The 22,099-nt window shown below is 55.5% G+C and carries 22 protein-coding genes and 1 pseudogene; 15 read left to right on the top strand and 8 right to left on the bottom strand.

The genetic code is table 11. From position 1 onward, the window contains the following. The first annotated feature begins 194 nt into the window (after positions 1-194). The 6 genes from rtcR (at position 195) to J5274_RS22525 (ending at position 6,795) form a co-directional block, all read left to right on the top strand. On the top strand, positions 195-1,802 hold the full coding sequence (gene rtcR, locus J5274_RS22500; protein ID WP_219275169.1) for an RNA repair transcriptional activator RtcR: 1,608 nt from the start codon (positions 195-197) through the stop codon (positions 1,800-1,802). Positions 1,803-2,138: 336 nt separating this feature from the next. Beyond that, entirely contained in the window at positions 2,139-2,675 is a 537-nt protein-coding gene (locus J5274_RS22505; protein WP_219275170.1) for an HIT family protein, read from the top strand. Further along, positions 2,654-3,025: a DUF4440 domain-containing protein gene (locus J5274_RS22510; protein ID WP_219275171.1), complete on the top strand. Its 372-nt coding sequence runs from the start codon at positions 2,654-2,656 to the stop codon at positions 3,023-3,025. The genes J5274_RS22505 and J5274_RS22510 overlap by 22 nt, the downstream gene beginning before the upstream one ends. Positions 3,026-3,270: 245 nt before the next feature. Continuing rightward, the gene (locus J5274_RS22515) at positions 3,271-4,209 is read left to right on the top strand and encodes a LysR family transcriptional regulator (protein ID WP_219275173.1); all 939 of its coding nucleotides are present in this window, start codon (positions 3,271-3,273) and stop codon (positions 4,207-4,209) included. A gap of 624 nt (positions 4,210-4,833) precedes the next feature. Further along, positions 4,834-5,877, top strand: a complete 1,044-nt coding sequence (locus J5274_RS22520) for a DUF1963 domain-containing protein (protein WP_219275174.1) — start codon at positions 4,834-4,836, stop codon at positions 5,875-5,877. 675 nt (positions 5,878-6,552) lie between these two features. Beyond that, positions 6,553-6,795: a DUF1127 domain-containing protein gene (locus tag J5274_RS22525; RefSeq protein WP_219275176.1), complete on the top strand. Its 243-nt coding sequence runs from the start codon at positions 6,553-6,555 to the stop codon at positions 6,793-6,795. A 229-nt stretch (positions 6,796-7,024) separates the two neighbouring features. On the opposite strand, the gene J5274_RS22530 is transcribed toward J5274_RS22525, so the two are convergent. After that, positions 7,025-8,305, bottom strand: coding sequence for an MFS transporter (locus J5274_RS22530; protein WP_219275178.1), 1,281 nt, complete (start codon positions 8,303-8,305; stop codon positions 7,025-7,027). 375 nt (positions 8,306-8,680) lie between these two features. On the opposite strand from J5274_RS22530, the gene J5274_RS22535 reads away from it, so the two are divergent. The 3 genes from J5274_RS22535 to J5274_RS22545 all read left to right on the top strand — a co-directional run bounded on the left by J5274_RS22535 (position 8,681) and on the right by J5274_RS22545 (position 10,327). Further along, positions 8,681-9,244: a GNAT family N-acetyltransferase gene (locus J5274_RS22535; RefSeq protein ID WP_219275179.1), complete on the top strand. Its 564-nt coding sequence runs from the start codon at positions 8,681-8,683 to the stop codon at positions 9,242-9,244. A 98-nt stretch (positions 9,245-9,342) separates the two neighbouring features. Further along, complete coding sequence (locus tag J5274_RS22540; protein WP_219275180.1) at positions 9,343-9,753, top strand: hypothetical protein; 411 nt, start codon at positions 9,343-9,345, stop codon at positions 9,751-9,753. Positions 9,754-9,991: 238 nt separating this feature from the next. Beyond that, complete coding sequence (locus J5274_RS22545; protein ID WP_219275182.1) at positions 9,992-10,327, top strand: lysozyme inhibitor LprI family protein; 336 nt, start codon at positions 9,992-9,994, stop codon at positions 10,325-10,327. Positions 10,328-10,728: 401 nt separating this feature from the next. Here the strand turns inward: J5274_RS22545 and J5274_RS22550 are convergent, their stop codons facing one another. From J5274_RS22550 to J5274_RS22560, 3 genes are all read right to left on the bottom strand, one after another. After that, positions 10,729-11,160 carry a hypothetical protein gene (locus tag J5274_RS22550; RefSeq protein WP_219275183.1) on the bottom strand — a complete coding sequence of 144 codons (432 nt, stop codon included), beginning with the start codon at positions 11,158-11,160 and terminating at the stop codon, positions 10,729-10,731. Between the two features lie 161 nt (positions 11,161-11,321). After that, positions 11,322-12,536 carry an IS701 family transposase gene (locus J5274_RS22555; RefSeq protein WP_142832624.1) on the bottom strand — a complete coding sequence of 405 codons (1,215 nt, stop codon included), beginning with the start codon at positions 12,534-12,536 and terminating at the stop codon, positions 11,322-11,324. A 45-nt stretch (positions 12,537-12,581) separates the two neighbouring features. Beyond that, a protein-coding gene (locus J5274_RS22560; RefSeq protein WP_374108320.1) for an IS5 family transposase occupies positions 12,582-13,360 on the bottom strand; the annotation gives its coding sequence in 2 pieces (ribosomal slippage) (positions 12,582-13,018 and positions 13,018-13,360; 780 coding nt in all). A 113-nt stretch (positions 13,361-13,473) separates the two neighbouring features. On the opposite strand from J5274_RS22560, the gene J5274_RS22565 reads away from it, so the two are divergent. Continuing rightward, a complete protein-coding gene (locus J5274_RS22565; RefSeq protein ID WP_142832624.1) occupies positions 13,474-14,688 on the top strand; it encodes an IS701 family transposase in 1,215 nt (404 codons plus the stop codon). Positions 14,689-14,812: 124 nt separating this feature from the next. Here J5274_RS22565 and J5274_RS22570 read toward each other — a convergent pair whose 3' ends face one another. Together J5274_RS22570 and soxR are read right to left on the bottom strand one after the other, a co-directional pair. Then, positions 14,813-15,118 carry a hypothetical protein gene (locus J5274_RS22570; protein ID WP_219275185.1) on the bottom strand — a complete coding sequence of 102 codons (306 nt, stop codon included), beginning with the start codon at positions 15,116-15,118 and terminating at the stop codon, positions 14,813-14,815. Between the two features lie 524 nt (positions 15,119-15,642). Continuing rightward, complete coding sequence (gene soxR, locus J5274_RS22575) at positions 15,643-16,092, bottom strand: redox-sensitive transcriptional activator SoxR (protein ID WP_219275186.1); 450 nt, start codon at positions 16,090-16,092, stop codon at positions 15,643-15,645. A gap of 100 nt (positions 16,093-16,192) precedes the next feature. Here soxR and J5274_RS22580 point away from each other — a divergent pair, with 100 nt between their 5' ends. Then, the gene (locus J5274_RS22580; protein WP_219275188.1) at positions 16,193-16,663 is read left to right on the top strand and encodes a VOC family protein; all 471 of its coding nucleotides are present in this window, start codon (positions 16,193-16,195) and stop codon (positions 16,661-16,663) included. Positions 16,664-16,853: 190 nt separating this feature from the next. Here the strand turns inward: J5274_RS22580 and J5274_RS22585 are convergent, their stop codons facing one another. Beyond that, on the bottom strand, positions 16,854-17,048 hold the full coding sequence (locus J5274_RS22585) for a hypothetical protein (RefSeq protein WP_219275701.1): 195 nt from the start codon (positions 17,046-17,048) through the stop codon (positions 16,854-16,856). Continuing rightward, a pseudogene (locus J5274_RS22590) lies at positions 16,975-17,502 on the bottom strand (AAA family ATPase). The gene J5274_RS22585 and the pseudogene J5274_RS22590 overlap by 74 nt, the downstream one beginning before the upstream one ends. 117 nt (positions 17,503-17,619) lie before the next feature. Here J5274_RS22590 and J5274_RS22595 point away from each other — a divergent pair. The 4 genes from J5274_RS22595 to J5274_RS22610 all read left to right on the top strand — a co-directional run bounded on the left by J5274_RS22595 (position 17,620) and on the right by J5274_RS22610 (position 22,086). Beyond that, positions 17,620-19,020 (top strand): IS1182 family transposase, encoded by a 1,401-nt coding sequence (locus tag J5274_RS22595; RefSeq protein WP_224128892.1) that lies wholly within the window; start codon positions 17,620-17,622, stop codon positions 19,018-19,020. 696 nt (positions 19,021-19,716) lie between these two features. Further along, on the top strand, positions 19,717-21,051 hold the full coding sequence (locus J5274_RS22600; RefSeq protein WP_219275192.1) for a 4Fe-4S cluster-binding domain-containing protein: 1,335 nt from the start codon (positions 19,717-19,719) through the stop codon (positions 21,049-21,051). After that, complete coding sequence (locus tag J5274_RS22605) at positions 21,011-21,628, top strand: uracil phosphoribosyltransferase (RefSeq protein WP_219275194.1); 618 nt, start codon at positions 21,011-21,013, stop codon at positions 21,626-21,628. The genes J5274_RS22600 and J5274_RS22605 overlap by 41 nt, the downstream gene beginning before the upstream one ends. A gap of 20 nt (positions 21,629-21,648) precedes the next feature. Next, a complete protein-coding gene (locus J5274_RS22610; RefSeq protein ID WP_219275195.1) occupies positions 21,649-22,086 on the top strand; it encodes a hypothetical protein in 438 nt (145 codons plus the stop codon). Positions 22,087-22,099 lie beyond the last annotated feature (13 nt).

Here is a 22,099-nt window from a genome sequence, read left to right on the forward strand (position 1 = left end):
TTGGTTCGTGCCAGCTACAATTCAAGTTGCGTGCCAGTTCTGGGAAATCAATTCGATACGCTGGCAATTTTCCTTCAATTATCTGTTTTTATGGAGGATTTTTTCACGCCATCGGCGGCAATCGTGAATTGCTAAAAATCACGGCCCTGATTATATTATCTCAAGAGATAGAGATTTATAATTTTGGATAGCACATGAAGCGCCGCGTCGCCATCAGCATGTTGGGAACCACTCTCGATGCGGGGAAGTGGGAAAATCGCTGGAGCCGATGGCGGCCCAATGTCGCGCTTTGTCAACAGTCGGGCATGTTCATCGACCGGCTGGAACTGATCCATGACAACCACTCGCAAGCGCTTTGTCACCGCGTCGTCGCCGACATCGGGACAGTCGCGCCGGCCACGGAGGTGCGCAGTAACGTCATCAATTTCCGAGATCCCTGGGATTTTTCGGAGGTCTACACCAATCTCAGAGACTTTGCCCGCGGCTACAGCTTCGACCCGGAAACGGAGGATTATCTTGTCAACATCACCACAGGCACCCATGTGGCGCAGATCTGCTGGTTCTTGCTGACCGAAGCCCGCATAATTCCTGGTCAGTTACTGCAGCTCTCGCCGCCTCGCGATCGTGAGCCAGAGCAGGACTTCGCCGGCTCGCACCGGATCATCGACCTCGACCTGTCGCGCTATGACGAGATCGCCAAACGCTTTGCGTCCGAGCGGGAAGACGCCGCCTCCTTCCTGAAGTCCGGGATTTCGACCCGCAACGCCGCCTTCAACAGAATGATCGACGAGATCGAGAGAGTGGTGATCCGCTCGAAGGCGCCCGTTCTCCTGACCGGGCCGACCGGCGCAGGCAAGTCGCAGCTAGCCCGCCGGATCTACGAGCTAAAGAAAAGCCAGCGAAAAATCAGCGGTCCCTTCGTGGAGGTCAACTGTGCGACCCTTCGCGGCGACCAGGCCATGTCCACCCTGTTCGGCCACGTGAAGGGCGCGTTTACCGGCGCGGCCGGCGAACGTGCCGGTTTGCTCAAGTCCGCCGACAAGGGCGCGCTGTTCCTCGACGAAATTGGTGAACTCGGCCTTGATGAACAGGCCATGTGCCTGCGGGCAATCGAGGAAAAGAGGTTCCTACCCGTAGGCGCCGATCGTGAGGCTTTTGCGGACTTTCAACTGCTTGCCGGCACCAATCGCGATCTGGGTGAAGATGTCCGTAAGGGCAGGTTTCGCGAAGATCTCTATGCCCGGCTCAACCTCTGGACTTTCCAGCTGCCGGCCCTGCGCGAACGCAAAGAGGACATTGAGCCCAATCTCGACTTCGAACTCAGGCGCTATCTGGAACGCGAAGGCGAAAATGTTACCTTTAACAAGGAAGCCCGCGATCGGTATCTTGCGTTCGCCACCGGCCCGCAAGCCATCTGGAGCGCCAACTTCCGTGATCTGTCGGCCTCGGTTACCCGCATGGCGACGCTCGCACCTCATGGGCGCATCACCACCGATGTTGTCGACGATGAAGTTCGACGGCTGAATTCGTTTTGGCGCAGCTCAAATGACGATGAGACGCCAAATGCGATCATTGAAGAGCTGCTAGGCGTCGAAGCAACCACTCGCCTCGATCGATTTGACGTAGCGCAACTTGCCACTGTCCTTCAATCCTGCCGAGAAAATCCTACAGCCAGCGCTGCCGGCAGAGCCCTGTTCGCGAACTCGCGACTAGAGAAGAAGAGCAGCAACGATGCCGATCGTTTGACCAAATATCTTGCTCGCTTCGGGCTCAGATTCGAGGATATTAGAGTAAAAATCTGACCTTCTATTCCTCTATGCCGACAACGATTTTCTTCGAGAGAGGATGCGATCCGCGGCGAAATATGACCAAGCTGATGAGGATAAGCGCAGCATAATCGGCAAATTTAAAGACCGATACTTGCGCGACAATTCGGAAATGCATGTGGCGGCCAGGAACTATGATGTGAGGGTAGTGGACACCTCCGACGCTGTTGCCGTGGCCACTCTCTTTGATGAGTTCGTAGAGCGGACGCTTGTACCGTCGCGGAACCACTGATTTTGGCCGCACCATACAAAGTCGGTTATAAAATCCGAGCGAATGTCGGAAGTTTTCAAAAGCGACACCGGAGGCAGAATTTGGAAATACCTCAGCGTTTTCACATCTTCGAGACTATCGGATGGCTTGTAAGCCACAGGATAAACTCCGCGCTTCCCGGCTATCTCATGGTCAGTTCAAAGGCTGACACTGATGATTTGTCCGAGTTGTCGGAAGGCGCGCTTTGCGAACTTGGGCCGTTGCTGGCGGTGGCGCAAAGGGCATTGAAACAGGAATTGCATGCCCAACGGGTCTACATCGGCCGCTACGGTCATTCACCCGGCTATCCGATCCATTTCCATGTGATCCCGATCTATGATTGGGTTGAGGCGCTGTTCTGGAAGGACGAGAGATATCGTCTGCTTGGCAACTTCGCGGAAGGACCGGGGGAAACCGTGACGGATGGTGCTGAACTCACGCTGTTTGTATGGCGAGAGTTTTGCGAGCGTGCGGCGCCGCCCACGATTGAGGGGCCAACGGTGTCAGAGGTCGTGGGATTGTTGCGAGAGGTGGTATGCCTTTCATCCCCGGCCCTGCCTGATCAGGAGATGATGAGATGCAACCGGAAGAGACGCTGAAGCAGTATGAAGCCCGGATCAACCTGCACGATTTCGACCAGCTGGTGCCCTTGATCTCACCAGACGCAATATTCTGGTTCAACGATGGCTCGCATGTCGGCCTGGATGATATCCGCAAAGCATTTGAGGCAACGTGGCGTAAATTTCCTCTGGAAGACTACTGGCTTGAAGACACGAACTGGCTCGAGATGGGCGATGTCACCGCCGTATGCACCTATCATTTCCGATGGAGAGCCACGATCGAAGGAATGACTTTATCGGGCGGCGGGCGAGGCACGACGATCCTCGGAAAGGAGCGGGACACATGGAAGATCGTCCATGAGCATCTCAGTCAACATCCTTCGCCATGAACGTCTTTGGCAGCGATACACTATATTCGCGACAAACGGGGGCCGTGGCTACCAGCGATCCAGGCGCCGCCAATCGACCGGTACGGGAGCCGGATCGAGTCCAATGTCGCGGTAAAGAGAAGCTGGCGGCGATGGAGGCCGCTTCCACTGCCACCATTGCATCAACCCATGAAAAAGTCGCATGATTGTACCGGCGTTACCTTGTTAAAGAAGGGAACTTTCGTGGGCTTTGACGGAAAATGGAAATGAAGTCTGATCATCCAACCCATGATGAAAATCGATGGATGCAGCGTGGGCTGCCGACGTGGCCGGTTCTCTTATCCTTCGTGGAAGTCGCCGCATCCGGCAGCGTGACGAAGACGGCCGATCGCATGAACTTGACGCAAAGCGCCGTCAGCCACCACATCGCTCAGATGGAACGGTTTGTCGGCGAGCGGCTGTTTGAGCGATCAGCCAAAACGATGAGGCCGACCGCAAAGGCTCAGATGCTGGCGAGACAATTGTGCGATCAGCTCCGCATGTTGTCGGAGACGATAGAAGCCGCATGTCCCCAGGCCGGCCGGCATGACTTGCACGTGGTCGTGGCGCCGGAATTTTTTCGCTATTGGCTTGCCAGTCGTCTCGACGCCTTTGTGGCGTCGCATGGCCATGTGGCATTGCGGGTGAGCCAGGATTATCGGCGTGACGTGTTTTCGGACGGCGACGCCGATCTGCAAATCCGGCTCGCACGGCCGATGGCGCAGGAAGACGGGTTCACCTTGCTGTTCGACGACGAATTCGTGGTTTGCTCCCCCGATCTCAAACGGCGTCTGCCTGCGCGCCAAGCGTTCTCCGCAGCGCCATTCCTGTCGCATTCCGATGCCTACCATACCAGTTTGGACTGGCGCCGTTGGAATTCCGAGTTTTTTGGCATCGAGGGTAGCCGCTGGATCGAAGATCGGTTGGCGGATATGGTCGTTCTGCAAAGTTTCGAGGATATGCTGGCCGCCTGCCGACGTGGCGAAGGTTTCGCCCTCGTTCGAACGATGCTGGTGACTGACGACATCGCATCCGGGCGACTGGTAAAGGCGGTGATTGAAAGCCTGCCTGCAGACAACAATTATCACGTGGTGCATAGGAGTGGCGTGGCACTCCGGCCAGCAGCGACGATGTTCGTCGCGTGGCTGCGCGAGCAAGCCGGCTAGTTATGCCGCTCGTTGATTTAGGGGCAAATGACAGCTTTGGGCCGGCTCTCGACGATGCTCTCGACCGCTTCGCGCCGAACGCGGACTTGCGGTTATGGAGCGAAACTTCTCATTTTGCGATGATCCAAGAGTCGTCGGTAGAATTGAAGATTTCGTCGGGATTTTTGGGGCAATAGCCGATGTCGAGGATCGTTATTCTTTGAAATGCAGGGGGTGAAATCCACGCTTGCTCGTAAACTTGGCGAGAAGCGAGGTCTTAAGCATGTCGAATTGACCGCAACGACTCCCATGTTGCCTTCTGGCTCGACGACGAAGGCCGCACGCGGATCGCACATCTCTGGTCCGAGGGACTCGTGTGCCTCCTCGGCCAGACGCCGCTCGACTTCTGGCGGCGACCTGTCTCGAGGCGCCCGACGCCCCTCGGCCGAAGGCGGCGCCAACGCCGCTTACCTGATCGCCATCGTTGCGTTCCAGCTTGCTGGGGGCAAGGGAAGCCATCTACGCTCAACGGACGTGGGGCGGTTTCGAGCCGGACGACTTGGTCGGGTTGGCACCTTCATCGGCACTTGCCGTCTCGGTTCCAGACTTTATCTTACCTCGTAATGCATATGCGAGGGGTAAGGGATGTTCGATACGCCGGCACAAGCGCATCAGGTAATCGAGGAGCGGTTTGCTCCCAATATGGTCGAGATGGTGGCGGGCGCGCTGCGACCGGCCGTGGTGTTTTCAGAGAAAAATGACGACAAGCTTGGCGGCAGCCGGATTGGTGGTACGCCGGATCTGCCCAAGTTGATCGAGTGGCCGCGGCGACCGGTTCCCGACGATATCGATGAGATTGCTAACCGCGCGGGCGAGCCTTTCGACGCGGATTTACGTCGGCATCTTGCCGCAAGCCTGCCCTATGCGTTCATCGCGCAGGTCGATCTGGGCGAGGCGGCGGGTCTAGGCGATGTGGCGAAATCTTTGCCCGATGCGGGCCGGTTGTTGTTCTTCTACGACATGATTGCCGGCCCGTTCGACACAGGCGAGCAGTCGGCCAGGGTGATCTGGGACCGCAGCCCGACCGACGCGCTTGCGCATGCCGCGGTGCCGGAAAGTCTTGTCACCGCCGCTTCTGCCTATCGCACGATGATTGACAACACCAACCGGCAATACGGCATACAGCCGGACGCTCGCCCGGCCGGTGCGCGTTTGCCGGGCACACCCTATGGCGGCCCTTCCCGACCGATGGCTCTGAAGGCTGCGCTACAGCTGCCATCCTTTTCCAGCCTCGAATTCCAGGCGTCCGGCCGGTTGGTCACGAACTATTCCGCGGATCAAGCGATGATCGGCACAGCCCAGGCGTTCAGCCAGGCCTATGACGCGCTTTCGGGAGAGGCCGACCGGGAAACCCTGCTCCTCGGCGCGCCGGTGCCTGAGCAGGACGATCCCCGTTACGATGCGGTCGTTGTCAGCGACTACAACACGCAATCTCTCTCCCGTGAGGACTGGGCGAAGAACAGGACCAAGGTGATGGAGACGGCAAAGGACTGGCGGCTTCTGCTGCAGCTCAGCGTGCCCGGCTGGATGCAGGACAGCGGGGAGGGCACCGTCTATTTCCTGATCCGCGATAAGGATCTTCAAGACCGGGCGTTCGAACGCGTCGTCGCCGTATACCAGCAAACCTGAGGGCGGGTGATACGTCGCCTGCTTTTCTCAGGCCCCGTCGTTCGAACGAATAGAGCCAATCACCTTCAGTCCACGTGAGATCATGGGACCCTAATCTTCTGAACTTTGCCGGCGTACCGTTCCCTACGTAGTTGGCAGCCTTGGCTCTGACGATGACGGAGTTTAATTCGTCGGTTTGCTTTAGCAATCCTCTCGCAGAACATTGCGAGGACATCCGTGCCGTCTCGTCAAGCAGGAAAATGTCGCAAACCCCGGCAGCGAAAGCGAGATGTCTGGGGCCGAGTTCCCCAGTTAACAAACACAGTGTTGCTCTGTTGCCACGGCCTCTCTGGGATTTCTACAAGCCGAATTTGTGACCTTGCCGATCAATTAACGTCGTGTATTTTGGCTCTACCCGCAATTCAAATCAGAGGAGACGTAAGATGAATGTTATTCAAGTGTTTATGCGCCTCTCTGGTGGAACAGCTATTGTGGCTTCGATGCGACCCGCATCTACCAATAGCTGAATTTGCTACCGAGGCTTCTGAGCCGAGGATCTTTGCCATTCGGCATATCCCCAACTTGACCTGACGTGACTTGCTGACGGAACGACTATTCGTTTTTCCACGTCCGCCTCCGTCCGTCATTTTACCTTCGAGAGGACCTGGTTGCTTTGTTGCACCGGGACGGAAAATCATGCGCAATAAACAATCTTTAGCTGTCGATACACCTGCGGCTGCGGCAATTCTGGATGAACTGTGCCAAAAGTTCGGCGTTTGGAAAACTGCACGCGCGCTACTTTTTGCCGCTTGGAGACATCGTCAAATGAAGAACCAGATCACTGAGCTGTCAAATCGTATGCGACGCGATATAGGCCTCCCGGAGCAAGAGGAAGTTCTGTCGGAAACCAGATTTCATCTTTGGGATATCCGACTTTAGGAACCCAGCGATGCCAGGCAGCGGCGACGGCGGAAGGTGAGCGAAGCGCGCCTTTCGCTTGTCGGGTCGATGTCGTTCGCCGTGTCCAGACGTTCCGAGCGCCGGTCACCGCGAACGGTGTTATCTAACTTGCCTTCTGAACGCGCCTTAAATGCTGGGTAGTCTGCGGGGTTCACCGATTTGGTATGGATCAATCAGAGCACTGACCAGAACACTCGACATAGATCGCTCAGGCCGTAGCACCGGTCGGATCAACGTCCTCACGCGGTTCCCCCTCGACGGCAGAGTGAAATGAGGCCAGAATCCGAGAACGGTTGAAGGCGGCAATCACCCAAGCGGTCAAGGCGATCGCAGCCGCGAAACAGAGCGACAGCCGCAAGCCGATATGTTCAGCCCCTATCCCTATCGCCAGGGTGCCAAGCCCGCCGGCCACCTGCTGGAACAAGAAGCGTGTACTCATCACTCGTCCCCGCCGCGCATCATCGACACCAACCTGTAAAATGGTAACTGTCGCAGTCCGCGCTGTTTCGCCGGCAAAGCCAAAGGCGAGCATCGCTATCGCAGCGGTGGCGAGGTTCGGTGAAGCTGCAAGCCCACAAACCGCGACCGTGAGGCTCAAAAAAGCCCATAAAACACGGAGCGGCGTAGCCAAGTTTGCGCCTCCATGAGCAAGCCAGAGGGCGGCAGTGGTCGCGCCCAAACCACCTGCACCGAGCAAAATTGAAACCCCTCCGACACCGGCCGCGAGAGCGGTGTCACTATAAGCTGGCATGAGTTGGTATACGGCCGCGACCAGCGCATCGCCAGCCAGCATCATCAGCAATAGCGCAAGAATGCCTTTGTGGCCGATGATATACCGGAGCCCTTCCGAAACATCGCGCAAGAATGAGGTGTTCTCTGATTTGCGCTGCTCGTAGCCATCCGGCGTGCGAAGCAGGCCGAAAGCGGCAAAATAGATTATATATCCGGCGACATTAGCGGCGAACGCCGCCACGATACCCCAATGGACCAGAATCCACCCGGCGACCGCGGGACCGGCAAAGATTGCGAATTGTGTATAGGAGGAACTGACTGCGATAGCCGAAGACAGGCGCTCGCGCGCTATGAAGCGCGGCATCATGCCATAGGAGGCTGGCACGCTGAACGCATGGATTATGCCGTGGAGAACCGCACACACGCAGATCACCGCAAGCGTAAGATGGTCGCTGAAGGTCAGAATAGTTAGTGCACAGGCCTTCAGGAAATCGAAAGCGTTCGCGGCCATCACCATCCTGAAACGATCGGTGCGATCGGCCAAAACGCCGCCGAGCGGCAGGAACATCACGTTAGCGACTATGGTCAGCAACGCGACAATCGCGAGCCACGCAGATGAATGCGTCATTTCCCATGTGGCCCACGAGAAGGCTATCTGCTGAACATAAAAGGTGATCCACGAAACGATGGAGCCCACCGAATAAATGCGGAAATTTCTGTCGGCGAGGGCTTCGCTAATACCTCCAAATCTCGCCATTTGGTTCGCCTATAGACATTGTATTTCGACAACACTACGATTGACCAATCTGAGAAGTAAATCCTTTTTCCATTATGTCAGCCATTCGAAAATTTGATCAGTTGATGCCCCATCGCCTCAATGAACTGGCATACCGAAAAAAATTGGATAACCGCCGGAAGCATTCCATCAATGCGCGCGTTCCGTCTAATGACCGGTTCCTGGCCTCCCAAAGTCCAGTCTCGCAACGTTGCCATGTAACGACAAATCGGACAATGTCCGGATTGATGGCAATGTGGACAAGCAATGTTGGTCGTGGCGGTTGGTTTTGACTAGGCTCGACCATTGAAAAGAAAACATTCCAAATTTCAATGGCCCGAATGCGGAAATTCAAGCATGGTCAGATCGGTGAAATTTAGAAACGCTACGTCAAAAGACCGTGAGGCGATCACGTCGCTTCATATTTCTGTAAGCAAGCAAACCTATTCCGGCATCCTCCCGGCGGACTACCTGACCGACCGAATGCCGGAAGAAAAGACCCAGCTCTGGGAGCGACGCCTTGCACAGGGCATAGACCCTGCTCGACTGGCCCTCATTCTGGCAGAGGAAGGATCGACCCTGGCAGGATTTGCATGTTTCGTGTTTGATGACGAAACGGATTTTGGGACGTATCTCCACAATCTTTATGTGGCACCTTCCCATCAAGGGAAAGGTGTCGCTCGTGGATTGTTGGCCGCCGGCGTCAATGGTTTTTCGGAGGAGCGCCTGGAACAGTCAGTCCATTTGCTTACAATCGGCGAAAATCATCAGGCGCGCGCTTTCTACGAGCGTTTGAGCGGGCGGATGGTTGAGGAGAGGCAGAACGTTATGACCCGACAGCCGCAAGTGCGTTTTGTACGCTACCAATGGCCCACTGCCCGCGCACTTCGAACAGCAGCGGAGCTGTCCATAAGACCCTAAGATGCTGAACGTCCTTTCGCCGCCGGTGAAAGACAGACGGAGCGAGGTGCGCCTTGTGGCTGTAGCTCAATGTACAGTAGCAACGAGAAGGCGGTAAGATGAGCTTTGACGTTTATGTGCAGCGCTTCCATGCCGGTTCACAATCCACTTTCTCACGTCGCCATTTTGACCGCATCTTCGCGGAACGCCTGGTTGCGCGCGACACCGTCCATAGATGCATAACTCTTGGCTACCCTGACGGCGGGGGCGGGGACGTCTACATAGACCACTGTGAGGAGATCGGCGGCTTTACAGTAAACAGGCCGGGCGGGACGCAGCTATTCGATGACCTCTTCCAACTGATGAGAGACGTGGGTGCCGTTCTTTACTGGGCGGATGCTTCCCCTTGCCTTGTCGTCGCCGATCCAATGATCGTAACCGATCTGCCATCAAGCATGCTCACCGCCATCGGACCCGCAACCACGGTGTTTTCAGGCTCAGAAATAATCGCCGCGATCCGCAAATCGTAGACCGATGGACATCAAGCGCGTCCGTCGCCGATTTTGTCTTGTGTCGGATCTGATGAGACGCTCAATGTCCCGTCAGTTTGACGGAGCATAAGCATCGTGGTGGAGCCCATCATGGGGGCAGGAGCAAATTAAGGAGCCAAATTTTGAAGTTGAGAATGGCAGTTTATATTTTCCTTCCAACTATGTTGTTGTGCCTCAATGATCGTGCGTTCGCGGGCTCGGTGCGACTGAGCAACAGTTGACAAAATGCCTGAACGATCCGGACCACGCCTCAACGGGTGACCAAGATGATTGCGAGACGGCGGCGCTGAAATCCTACGACAAACGCATGAATTACGCCTATTCCAGGCTGCTCAAAAGTCTTCCAGCCGGAACCGCAAATGATCTTAAGGCAGCACAGCGCACCTGGATCACTTACCGAGATCAGGAGGCCCAAGCACGGAGCGCGCTGTTCAACGCTATGCAGGGGACGATGTACGCCCCTATGCAGTCAGACGCCGAGACGACTTTAACAAAAGATCGTGCCCTTCTTCTCGAGCAATATCTGCGGATCCTCAAAATTGACGGGCAGTGAAAAGACATCGATTGAAAATCGAGGCTCGAGGGGTATCAATACGCTGCAGATCTCCACGCTTAGCAGGTGCGTGGCTGATCAAAAATTCGGCCCATTATAAATTACAACTTTCGAAGATGCTTTGTGATTGCTATCGTGCGTCACCAGTTCATATCAAGCGCGCTACGGGTGGCGCCATAAAAGATTAGAGTTGTTACCGGTCCAGCACTTCGAAATAAGAGGCGCCCTTCGCCGTTAGCAATGGACGCGCTTCCTTCAGGGGTACAGTGATCATATCGTAAGAGCATGCAAATATTACATGCGGTAGACCCTGTAGCATGAACACCAGGCTGTCCTGTGTGAAATAAATACCGAGATTTTGCCCGATAAGATCATCGCGACCGCAGTCCCGTTCGCTATCGTCAGCAACTGAACGAGGAAAGCTCGAACTGGAGGCGCTGCTGTGCAAGGTACCGGTTTATCGGAGCACGGTTTCCTGCGCCGACAGTCAGCACCGTGGGATATTCAAGTCCGCCAATCCGCGCGTCCTGATCCATCCGATAGCTTAACGCACCGATGTTAGTGACCGCACCCAGCTTGAGCGGATTGTCCATTTTCAGAAAGTCATAGGGCAGGTCGGCTGGCTTTAAAACAAGCGGCTCGGGTCGTCCTGAGCCTGCCGCATCCGGTGACATGGCGTCGAAGATGTCGCCATCGTCTTGGATGGTGCGATTGCCTTTTGGTTGCAGTCGGATCGGTAGCGATTTGCCGCTCTCCTTGTCCACCCACTCGCTTGAGAGCTCGTTCTTACCTGCCTTAAGGGTCCAGATTGCCCCTATGGGCGCGTCGTCCACGACCTTGCATTACAGTTGCAATTTTGATTTCAGGTGAGCGCGTTGGGCGGCAGCTTGATGCGCTCGTCTCCAACATGACCATGCGATGATGTGGGCGGGCTTTATACGCCGCTGGGCAAGCTTATTCGCAATGCGTCGGACCTCTTGGATGGACCAGCGGATCAGATCGTGATGGTCGGCATCCTCGGTCTTTTTTGGGGTGCCGCATTATTGGCGCGATATCGGATCACAGCCATCATTGCGAAGGCGAGCATGACGAGCGAGACATGGCGATGCCAGCCATGCCACGAGCGGGTCTCGTTATGATCGAGGCCGAGTTCGTTCTTGGCTGTCTCGAAGCTATCCTCGATTGCCCAACGGTGACCTTCTACGGATACGAGCGTCTGAATGCCTGTTCCGGCCGGGCACCAAGTCGTGAAGAATGCGAGGTCGCCATCGCTGATATTGCGCCGGATCAACAAGCCACGCGTCCAAAGCCCGGTTTGCGTATCACTGTATTCGTCGGCATCGATATCGGCCAGTTCGCAGTAGGCCCAGTCATGAAGCCGCGCGCCTTTTGTGCCATCGCCAGCGGAAAGGCGATGCCATGCAGCCGGATCGAGATCACGGGCAATCTCAAGAGCGGTTCCTGCGACGAAAGGCTTACCAGACCAAGCGCCAAAATGATGGTCGGATTTAACCCCAAGAACGTAACCTTTGCAGGCTCGGCGCAGCGCTCCTTCGACGTCTCCGACGCCATACACCGCATCTGCTGCCACCCATGAAAACGGCACTTTGGCTGTCAGCGCCCGCCGAATCATATCGACAGCGAGGGCAGGCTTGGTAGCGAAGGCTACAGCTTCAGGAACATGAGCGGCGGCAAGCCTTGCCGGATCGCTGGTCCAACTCTTTGGCAAGTACAAGGCTCGATCGATAAAGGCATGACCACGATCGGAAACATAGGCGGTGAACACACCGATTTGGCAGTTCGTTACCTTGCCCGCTGACCCTGTATATTGACGTGAAACACCGCAAGATGTCTTGCCCTGCTTGAGGAAGCCGGTCTCATCAATGACCAGGACCGCATCATCTGTGGCAAGGTGCTCCACAACATACTCGCGCACAATGTCGCGAAGTCCGTCTGCGTCCCAGCGTCCACGACCCAAGATGGCTTGCTGTCGCCACGGACCAGGATCGCCAGCCGCCTCAGCGCGCATCCAACCTGTCTTACGGCGCTCATCACCTAACAAGCCGTCCAGGAAAAGGTTTGCAGATGCTGCAACGCGCTCCTGCGTAAACAATCCGCGCATACGCGCCTTAACTTCACGCAGCGACGATGCCCAAAGTTCCAACGTTGTCTCGATCGATGCACCCATCATCCATGACCTCCGAATCATGGAGGCCTATAGATTCAGAACTTGTAAAAATACGCAACTGTAATGCTAGGCCACGGACTCATTAGTTGAGGCGATCCATATCCTCGTCGCGACGAGCTTGAGGGCGGCCATGTAATTATCAGCGCGCCGGTCGTATCGCGTCGCGAGGCCTCGCATCTGCTTGATACGGTTGAAGAACCGTTCCACGAGATTGCGTTGACGGTAGACCCAGCGGTTGAAGCTGAATGTCTGCTTTCGATTGGCCTTTGCAGGGATATTCGCCCAACACTTGCGTTGCTTGGCAAAGTTACGAATTGCATCGGTATCATATGCCTTGTCGGCGAGGATCGTCGCGCCGGGCCGCAGGTCGCTCAACAGCTTTTCAGCCATCGGTGCATCGCCGGCTTGGCCGGCGGTGAGTTCGAGCCGAACCGGTCTGCCATCTGCATCGACAAGAGCGTGGATCTTTGTCGTCAGGCCGCCGCGCGAACGTCCCATGCAAGGATCGGCAGATCCCCCTTTTTAGCGTTGGCACCATGCTGGTGAACGCGAACACAAGAACTGTCGATCATCACGATGTCTCCATCGTAACGCTTTGAAACGGCGTCCAGAAGACGATCCCAGACGCCCGCCTTGCGCCATCGGGAGAACCGATTGTAAAGCGTCGTGCGCGGGCCATAACGCTCCGGCACATCTCGCCAAGACGAACCAGTCCTGAAACGCCAGAGGATGCCGTTGATCACCCGGCGGTCATCGACACGTTCAATTCCACGGCTATTGTTCGGCAACAGAGGTGCAATGATAGCCCATTCTTCGTCGCTCAATTCGTGACGGCGCATAGCAATCTCCTTTCAAGGAGATTGAATCATACACCGTCAATAAGATGAACCCCGTTTATGGGGACACTGCCTAGCATTACAGTTGCGTATTTTTACAAGTTCTGAATCTATAGGCCTCCATGATTCGGAGGTCATGGATGATGGGTGCATCGATCGAGACAACGTTGGAACTTTGGGCATCGTCGCTGCGTGAAGTTAAGGCGCGTATGCGCGGATTGTTTACGCAGGAGCGCGTTGCAGCATCTGCAAACCTTTTCCTGGACGGCTTGTTAGGTGATGAGCGCCGTAAGACAGGTTGGATGCGCGCTGAGGCGGCTGGCGATCCTGGTCCGTGGCGACAGCAAGCCATCTTGGGTCGTGGACGCTGGGACGCAGACGGACTTCGCGACATTGTGCGCGAGTATGTTGTGGAGCACCTTGCCACAGATGATGCGGTCCTGGTCATTGATGAGACCGGCTTCCTCAAGCAGGGCAAGACATCTTGCGGTGTTTCACGTCAATATACAGGGTCAGCGGGCAAGGTAACGAACTGCCAAATCGGTGTGTTCACCGCCTATGTTTCCGATCGTGGTCATGCCTTTATCGATCGAGCCTTGTACTTGCCAAAGAGTTGGACCAGCGATCCGGCAAGGCTTGCCGCCGCTCATGTTCCTGAAGCTGTAGCCTTCGCTACCAAGCCTGCCCTCGCTGTCGATATGATTCGGCGGGCGCTGACAGCCAAAGTGCCGTTTTCATGGGTGGCAGCAGATGCGGTGTATGGCGTCGGAGACGTCGAAGGAGCGCTGCGCCGAGCCTGCAAAGGTTACGTTCTTGGGGTTAAATCCGACCATCATTTTGGCGCTTGGTCTGGTAAGCCTTTCGTCGCAGGAACCGCTCTTGAGATTGCCCGTGATCTCGATCCGGCTGCATGGCATCGCCTTTCCGCTGGCGATGGCACAAAAGGCGCGCGGCTTCATGACTGGGCCTACTGCGAACTGGCCGATATCGATGCCGACGAATACAGTGATACGCAAACCGGGCTTTGGACGCGTGGCTTGTTGATCCGGCGCAATATCAGCGATGGCGACCTCGCATTCTTCACGACTTGGTGCCCGGCCGGAACAGGCATTCAGACGCTCGTATCCGTAGAAGGTCACCGTTGGGCAATCGAGGATAGCTTCGAGACAGCCAAGAACGAACTCGGCCTCGATCATAACGAGACCCGCTCGTGGCATGGCTGGCATCGCCATGTCTCGCTCGTCATGCTCGCCTTCGCAATGATGGCTGTGATCCGATATCGCGCCAATAATGCGGCACCCCAAAAAAGACCGAGGATGCCGACCATCACGATCTGATCCGCTGGTCCATCCAAGAGGTCCGACGCATTGCGAATAAGCTTGCCCAGCGGCGTATAAAGCCCGCCCACATCATCGCATGGTCATGTTGGAGACGAGCGCATCAAGCTGCCGCCCAACGCGCTCACCTGAAATCAAAATTGCAACTGTAATGCTTGCCATCGGATCCTTTGCAAAGAGCTTCGGTGCAGGGCTTTTCCTCCGAGATCGTCAGCGCGTCATTGCTTCCGGCTTTGACGTGGAGAGAGATGTCGGTGCCTTTGCTCATGTAGGCGTAACGGCCCGCTTCAAAGGTCCCGCTCTTTCCCGTCGCCAACTCGACGATGACGGAAAGCCTTCCGATCGTACCGGAATACGTCACAGCCTCAGCCGCTGCGCCATTTGAGGCGGCGAAAAGGACAAAGACACAGTTAAGGGCTGAACTGCGCATGGAAACTCCGGACATCGTTGCGATACGCTTTCTAGCAGCCTGGCGAATTCTACGATAGCTGGAAGGTTCTTGAACTCTTATCCTGACAGCAACGACGAAAATTGGCGATCGATGCACGCGCTTGTCGCGTCTACGGGCGCGCATGTATTCGGGGTCGGCATCGACACGGACGTCTCGACCGCATCCATAAAAGCTGTCTTGAGCGCGGCGAGTGCTTTAAGCCGTTAGATAGTGGGCCGCGCATGCGTTAGATGAGGCGGGTAGGGGATGCCGGGCGACGTAGCCGCCTCCATCGATGCGTCGTTCGTGTCGACGCACTCTGAAAGCAAAACCATGCGGGGCCCCATAAGCCTCCGCTTCCATTCCAGGTCTACCATGGAATGCCCTGAAAGCGTGGCGTGAAAGGGGCCCTCATCTACGGGGGCGAATATATTGGCGGCGCCCTCGGGGCCGAACGAAGCTCGTCTCCTGCGGAAATACCGACCGTGAATGCCGCGAACTTGCGCTTCAGTGGCTCGACTCTCCTATTCAAGGAGGACTGCTCCTTTGCCGCTGGCGCCGAGTATGTCGCCTGGGTTGCGCAAAGGACAGTCCTTGACGGACAGGCACCCGCACCCGATACATCCTTCAAGGTCGTCTCTCAATTGCGTGAGCTTGTCTATCCGCTTTTGAAGCGCGGCTCTCCACGAACTCGCCAGACTTTTCCAATCTTCCGCATTCGGTGTTCGTGCATTTGGCAGCGAAGACAACGCATGCCGAATTTCAGCAAGTGGGATGCCCGCCTGCTGGGCAATCTTGATAATGGCAACGCGGCGCAAAACCTCTCGTGGGTAGCGCCTTTGATTGCCGGGGTTGCGCGAAGCCGACAACAGCCCTTTCGCCTCATAAAAATGTATGGTGGACACGGCAACGCCACTGCGCCTGGCAACCTCGCCCACCGCAAGCTCCCGATGAACATCTATTTGTGTCGTCATGGCTCTTGACCTCAACCATAGTTGAGGTCGTATGAACCGTATCAGCTCATCAATCAAGCGTCGGCAACGGCGTTCAGTACGACCGACAAGGAGTTGATCCATGATCTCAATTGAAGGACTTTATGAAACCCACCTGACCGTTTCGGATCTTGGTCGCTCCATTAATTTCTACCAAAATATCGTAGGTCTGGAATTGGCGCACACTATCCCGGAGCGAAACGTGGCGTTCCTGTGGATCGGCGGGCGTGAACGATCCATGCTCGGTCTCTGGTCGATCCAGAGCTCTCCCTTACGAATGAAGCTGCACATCGCTTTTCGGACGACGATCGACCAAGTCACCAAAGCGCCCGCCTACTTGCGCTCGAAGGGCATCGTTCCTCGAAATGGCGCAGGAGACGAAATCCGGGAGCCCATCGTGTTTCCCTGGATGCCAGCCGCCAGCGTTTACTTCAACGATCCTGACGAACACTCACTCGAATATATTGCAATTTTGCCGAGACAGGCTAGGGCGGACATACCCGGTATAACTACGCTCTCGGAATGGAATCGACCACGCGATGACAAAGGATAAAGCATGCTCTGGGGAACATAGCGTCTGAACGAAATAGGGGATATTGCTGTTCAAAAATGCCTCGATCCGTTGTTTTCGTTGGAAAAGGCACTCTATGAGAAGGGGGCAATGGTTCGGTTCCTATCAAGGCGTACACACGCGATCTACAGGGCCGCGCCTAACGTATTAGTTTATGCGATAACGAAAATTATCAGATATAGAAGGCCGGCAATGCGCCGGCGACCGCGCTGTGGATTCCGGCGCAAAAGTCGGTATTCTGCAGCGGCGCAAAGCTCAGTCGCGAAATTGAAATTTTAATCGGGCAGACCGTGTCAAAAGTCCCGGCCTGGCTGACCTCTGCCAAGCGCAAGCTTTGAAACCAATTCGGCGACTGATTGCCGGACATCCTGCGCCGCAGTATCGACAACGAGTGGCCTTTGCCCCCAATCGTCATAGTGTCGGGCCATAATTTCTTCCCAGGTTGGCTTTATCAACCCCTGAACATCTGTTGCCCGCGTTTCCGCCCTTCGGCGATGTTCATTTTTGTCGGAACAGATAACCTATATTTCAACTGATGGCACTGCCGAGCGCGTGGCAACCGATAGCCAGGCATCTCGCGTGACCTCCAAGCAATTCACAGAATCCGCAATGACCGTATTGCCAAGCGCCAGATTGTCTTCCGCGATTCCATAGGCGACCAAATATCCCGCTGGGCCGACGTCCGCTTTCAAGACGGCAGAAGCTCGTATATTTTGCTCGACCGTATCGACGCGGACATAGCTCGCCCCGAGCTCCTTCGCCAAAGCACGCGCAATCGTCGTTTTTCCGGTGCCCGGCAAGCCGCCAAAAGTAATAAGCATGAATACTGACCTTCCGTGTGCTCATGGGCGCTGGGAACCCGACTGGAGGATTCCTGATAGCAAAATCTCATGGTATATTCTGCCATGGCACATTTATCAGGAACAGACCGCTCGCAAATGCTGCTTCTTCCAGAAGTGGTGGACGATTACGTCGGCCCAGACAACCCGGTCCGATTCATCGAAGCTTTCATTGACGGGCTGAATTTGCAGGCCTCCGGATTTGTCCGCGTCGAGCCCAAGGGGACGGGTCGTCCCGGTTACGATCCGGCCGATCTGCTGAAGCTCTACCTCTATGGATATTTGAACCGGGTGAGGTCGAGCCGCCGGCTTGAAGTCGAGACACATCGCAACATCGAAGTGATCTGGCTGCTGCGCCACCTGAAGCCCGACCACAAGACGATCGCCAACTTTCGCCGGGTGAACCATACCGCGTTTCGCCAGGTGTTCCGCGAATTCGTCATCGTGTGCCGACAGCTCGATGTGTTCGGGCGGGAGTTGCTGGCGGTGGACGGCACGCGCATCAAGGCGGTCAACAACAAGGATCGTAATTTCACGCGGGCGGCGCTGACAAAGTTCATCCGCGAGGCCGACGAACGGCTGACCGAGTATATGAAGCGGCTCGATGACGGCGATGCACAGGAAAAAAATACTGGCAGCGGCGGACCGCGGGCCAAAAACCTTACCGAGAAGATCGCTGCGATCAAAGGCAAGCGTGATCGCCACAAGGCCCTGCTTGATGAGCTGGATCGCACCGGCGAAGACCAGATATCGCTCACCGATCCGGATAGCCGCGCTACGGCGCGCATGACCAAGGTCGGCGTCGGTTACAACATCCAGCTTGCCGTCGACGTGAAGCACAAGCTGATCGCCGAACAGGAGGTCAGCAGCCAGGTCGTCGACATGGGACTGCTGACACAGACGACGCAGGCGGCGATGGACACGCTCGGCGTCGGGCAGATCGAGGTGGTTGCCGATCGCGGCTACTTCAAGGTCGAGGACATCGAGGCCTGCGAGAAGGCAGGCATCACCGCCTATGTCCCCAAGCCATTGCGAGGAGCCGCTGTCCGCGAGGGTTTCTTCTCCAAGGATGAGTTCCGCTATGATGCCGGGAAGGATGTCTATGTCTGCCCGGCGGGACAGCATCTTTCTCCACGCTATGAGAAAAAGACGCGCGACCTGAAGCTTGTCGAATACTGCAACCGTGATGCCTGCCGGTCCTGCGGGTTGAAACCTCACTGTACACACGGGTACCGAAGGGTTGGGCGTGTCGAGAACGAGGCGGTGCTAGACCGGATGGCAGCGCGCCTTGCCGCCAGACCAGAAGTCCTAGACCAGCGACGCGAAAGCGTTGAGCACCCGTTCGGGACCATAAAACAATGGATGTATCAGGGTGCTTTCCTGATGCGGCGGCTGGAAAATGTGCGCGGCGAGTTCAGCTTGACGGCACTCGCCTACAACATTCGAAGAGCCATCACCCTCGTCGGCGTCACCGGCCTGATAGCCGCTATCAGGGCTTGAGGGGAAGCTCAGCAACCCGAAAAGCAGTATCTTTCCCCTTAAAGAGTCGATCTGATCCCGTCAGAAACGGAATATCAAACGAGCAGGAGCCGACGCACCAAAGTTTCCATAGCAACGACCGCGCAAGCGCTAAAACTCATCGCGTCACGAGTTTTGACACGGTCTGCCTAATTTTGCAACGCTGCAAAAGTCCGGATAACATGTCGAACAAAATCCGGTATTTTCGCGACAAGCGCGTTCAAACAGAAATTTTGCTTCCCTTTTGTCGAAGTTCTCCTAATCCGAAATTATTCGTTTTGCGCTTCCCGCCTCGGCCAAACGTCACCGTCGAGGCAGTAGTTGCCTGGGCGCAATTGCGCACCCATCAGCTCCCGGCAATGAGAACGCGATCGAATAGACAAGTCTAGATGGTGGTGTATTCACCGGCGCGCATTAATAGAGCACGCGGTTGTCGTAAACCTAATAAACGGGGAGATGGCTGAAGATGCAAAAGCCTGCCTCTAAAAAAATCCATAAGAGTAAATTATACGCAATTTCAGCTTGCGTTTGCGGTTCGTCAGGCATAGCTTGACGCTTAAGGGTGGCACCGATCACCCACATAATAAGATCTCATAACGACATTTCAGCTTTCCAGCTGTGACCGGACAGGATTTACGTGCCGGTGAGCATTCGCAGGGATATACCCGGAGTGGTCACATGGCATTTGAAACGCTTGCGGCATTTTTCGCCGAACCTGTCAAAGCACGCGAGCAAATTATTCGTTCGCTGGGTCCGTTTAAGGCTCCAATTCCGTTCTCCGGATCGAGTTTTTTTATCCATCTTTCGGAATTATGCCCGGTTGCATGCGAGCACTGCATGTACTCGTCGGATCTTACTTCAAAGTCTTTGAAGGATGCACTCGATAAAGAGGATCTGGAAGATGCTTTGTGCTTCATCGACGAGAGCCACTCCCAAAAGCTCAATATCACGGGAGGAGGCGAACCCTTTCTCAAGTTTGGCAATATCCTTCGCCTTGTGGAAGCAGCTAAAGTTCCAGTCATCGAAATCGTAACCGCAGGACATTGGGCAAAAACCCAACAGCGCGCAACAACTGTGCTTCGTCAACTCGGCGAGGCAGGGCAACGCAACGGTGAACTGCGGGAACTAAGGTTGAGGCTCAGCCTCGATAGGTACCATGTTGGTGCACCTCGTCCTGTTCTCCTCGAATACTACGCAAATGCGGCACGCGCTTGGGCTAGTAATTCGGAATTCATAGGCCTTGGCTTTCGCAGCATACAACCTGACCGAGGTGTTCTTGACGCTGCGCTAGCTCAACTGCTGGGGGGACACACTGAGGTCGTCAACGACTGGAACCACGTGATCGTGTTCGGCGACAATAAGCGGCTTCCGATTACTTTCAACGTTATGAGATTTAGCGGCAAGGCTGAGGATCTCCACGACAGCGAAGAGCTCTCAACGAATTCAATGACTATCAAGGAATACTACACCCCATTCGAACGAGCGCCCGGTAGGCTGAACCTCGCGACAACAGTAAACGATGCAATCAAAAGCACTTACACCGTCAGTGAAGGAGTGGCCATTACGCTCAATTCCGACGGAACTTACTGGATTTTCAGCGGCACTTCGCCCGAGCGAAAACTCAAACTTGGGACGTTGTCGTTTCAGGAGTCCGTCGCGTATTTTTTCGAAGACCCCATCACCAGATTTCTGGTCGACGACGGCATATGGGCTCTCGCCGAAATGGTGAAGCGCCTTGATCTCGCACTGCATGACCGGGCATTTTTGAAAAATGACGTAGCATTTCTTGTCGAGGATCTGTTGGCAAATGCGCGGATCCGCCTTGCGGTCACTGTCTGGATTCTCAAACGGATGATTGATCGTGGCGATGCCGGCGGCAGTTCTTTGCCGATAATTTCGACACTCTGCAAATCGCGCGAGGAGGATCTGCTCTCGCGTCTGACAGAAGAACTTTCACGGAAGGAGCCATTTGATGTTGTCAGTCGAAATAGAAGATCGACGCGGGTTGTATAAGGCCGTCAGGTCTGGAGTGCCATCTCGGATCGGGATGCGGGAAAACCTCAGTGATCTGGGATTCAGCCTGGCACGACAGACCCGGGTGATTGTGATGGCCCAGCTTCCCGCACCCCAACGAGTTCTTTGCGTCGTGATCCTTAGGGGCGGTGGCATGCTTTATCCTGGCTTTCTCTCGGAATTCGTTGAGGCGGATTTTTGCATGTTGGGCCTGCAAAGAGGCGACGGAGGGCAGGGTGAAGCGAAATGCACATACTGCTCCCCGCTGGAATCGTCTCATTATGACTCGATAATTTTTCTCGACTGTATCTCGGCTACCGGTGGGACGATTCTTGAGGCGAGCCGATTTCTTCAAACCAGATGCGATACAGAAGCACGGCTTGCCGCGGTCATTTGCTCCTCCGCTGTCGGAAGCCGAGCTCTAAATGACAGCGGGATCGGCGTCATAGGTTTTAGTCTCCGTGAGAACATGAAGGGGAATGTCGTGACGCCAGATTTTGGTGAGATGGACGCAGGCGATATTTTTTTCCGTGCACAGGTTTCACCAACGCTAGATCTTGCAACGGCGGCACAGTGACTGAGCGATAGGAAGCAAGAGTGGCAAATATTATTCCGATCATCGTTGGAGGGGCTATTCCAGCGTTCCTGTGGGGAATGACGTCGATATTACAGCGGCAGAGCAGTATGTCTGGCGCAAGTCCATCTGTTTATCTGGCTATCTTCGGACTTTCGATTTTTGCTGCCGGCCTGGCTTCCTTGGCATTCCAGCCCCGTCAGTCAGTCCCATCACTGGGTGCGATTACCTACGCAATCATGGCGGGCGCGGGCTTTGCGGCGGGAACTGGTTTGGTTGGCATGGCGCTTTGGAAATACAACTTTCCGATTTCCAGGCTGGCCCCTATTTTAAGTACCAACGTACTCGTAACCGTGGCGGTGGGGCTGCTTTTAGGCGACGTCGAAAACGTCAATAGCGTCCGGCTGCTGATAGGGACCGCTTTGATAATCGCGGGTGTTGTGTTCGTCACCGTAAGCTAGGGCTTGAGAGGTG

Source organism: Rhizobium sp. L51/94, assembly GCF_019355555.1.
GTDB classification, from domain to species: domain Bacteria; phylum Pseudomonadota; class Alphaproteobacteria; order Rhizobiales; family Rhizobiaceae; genus Rhizobium; species Rhizobium rhododendri.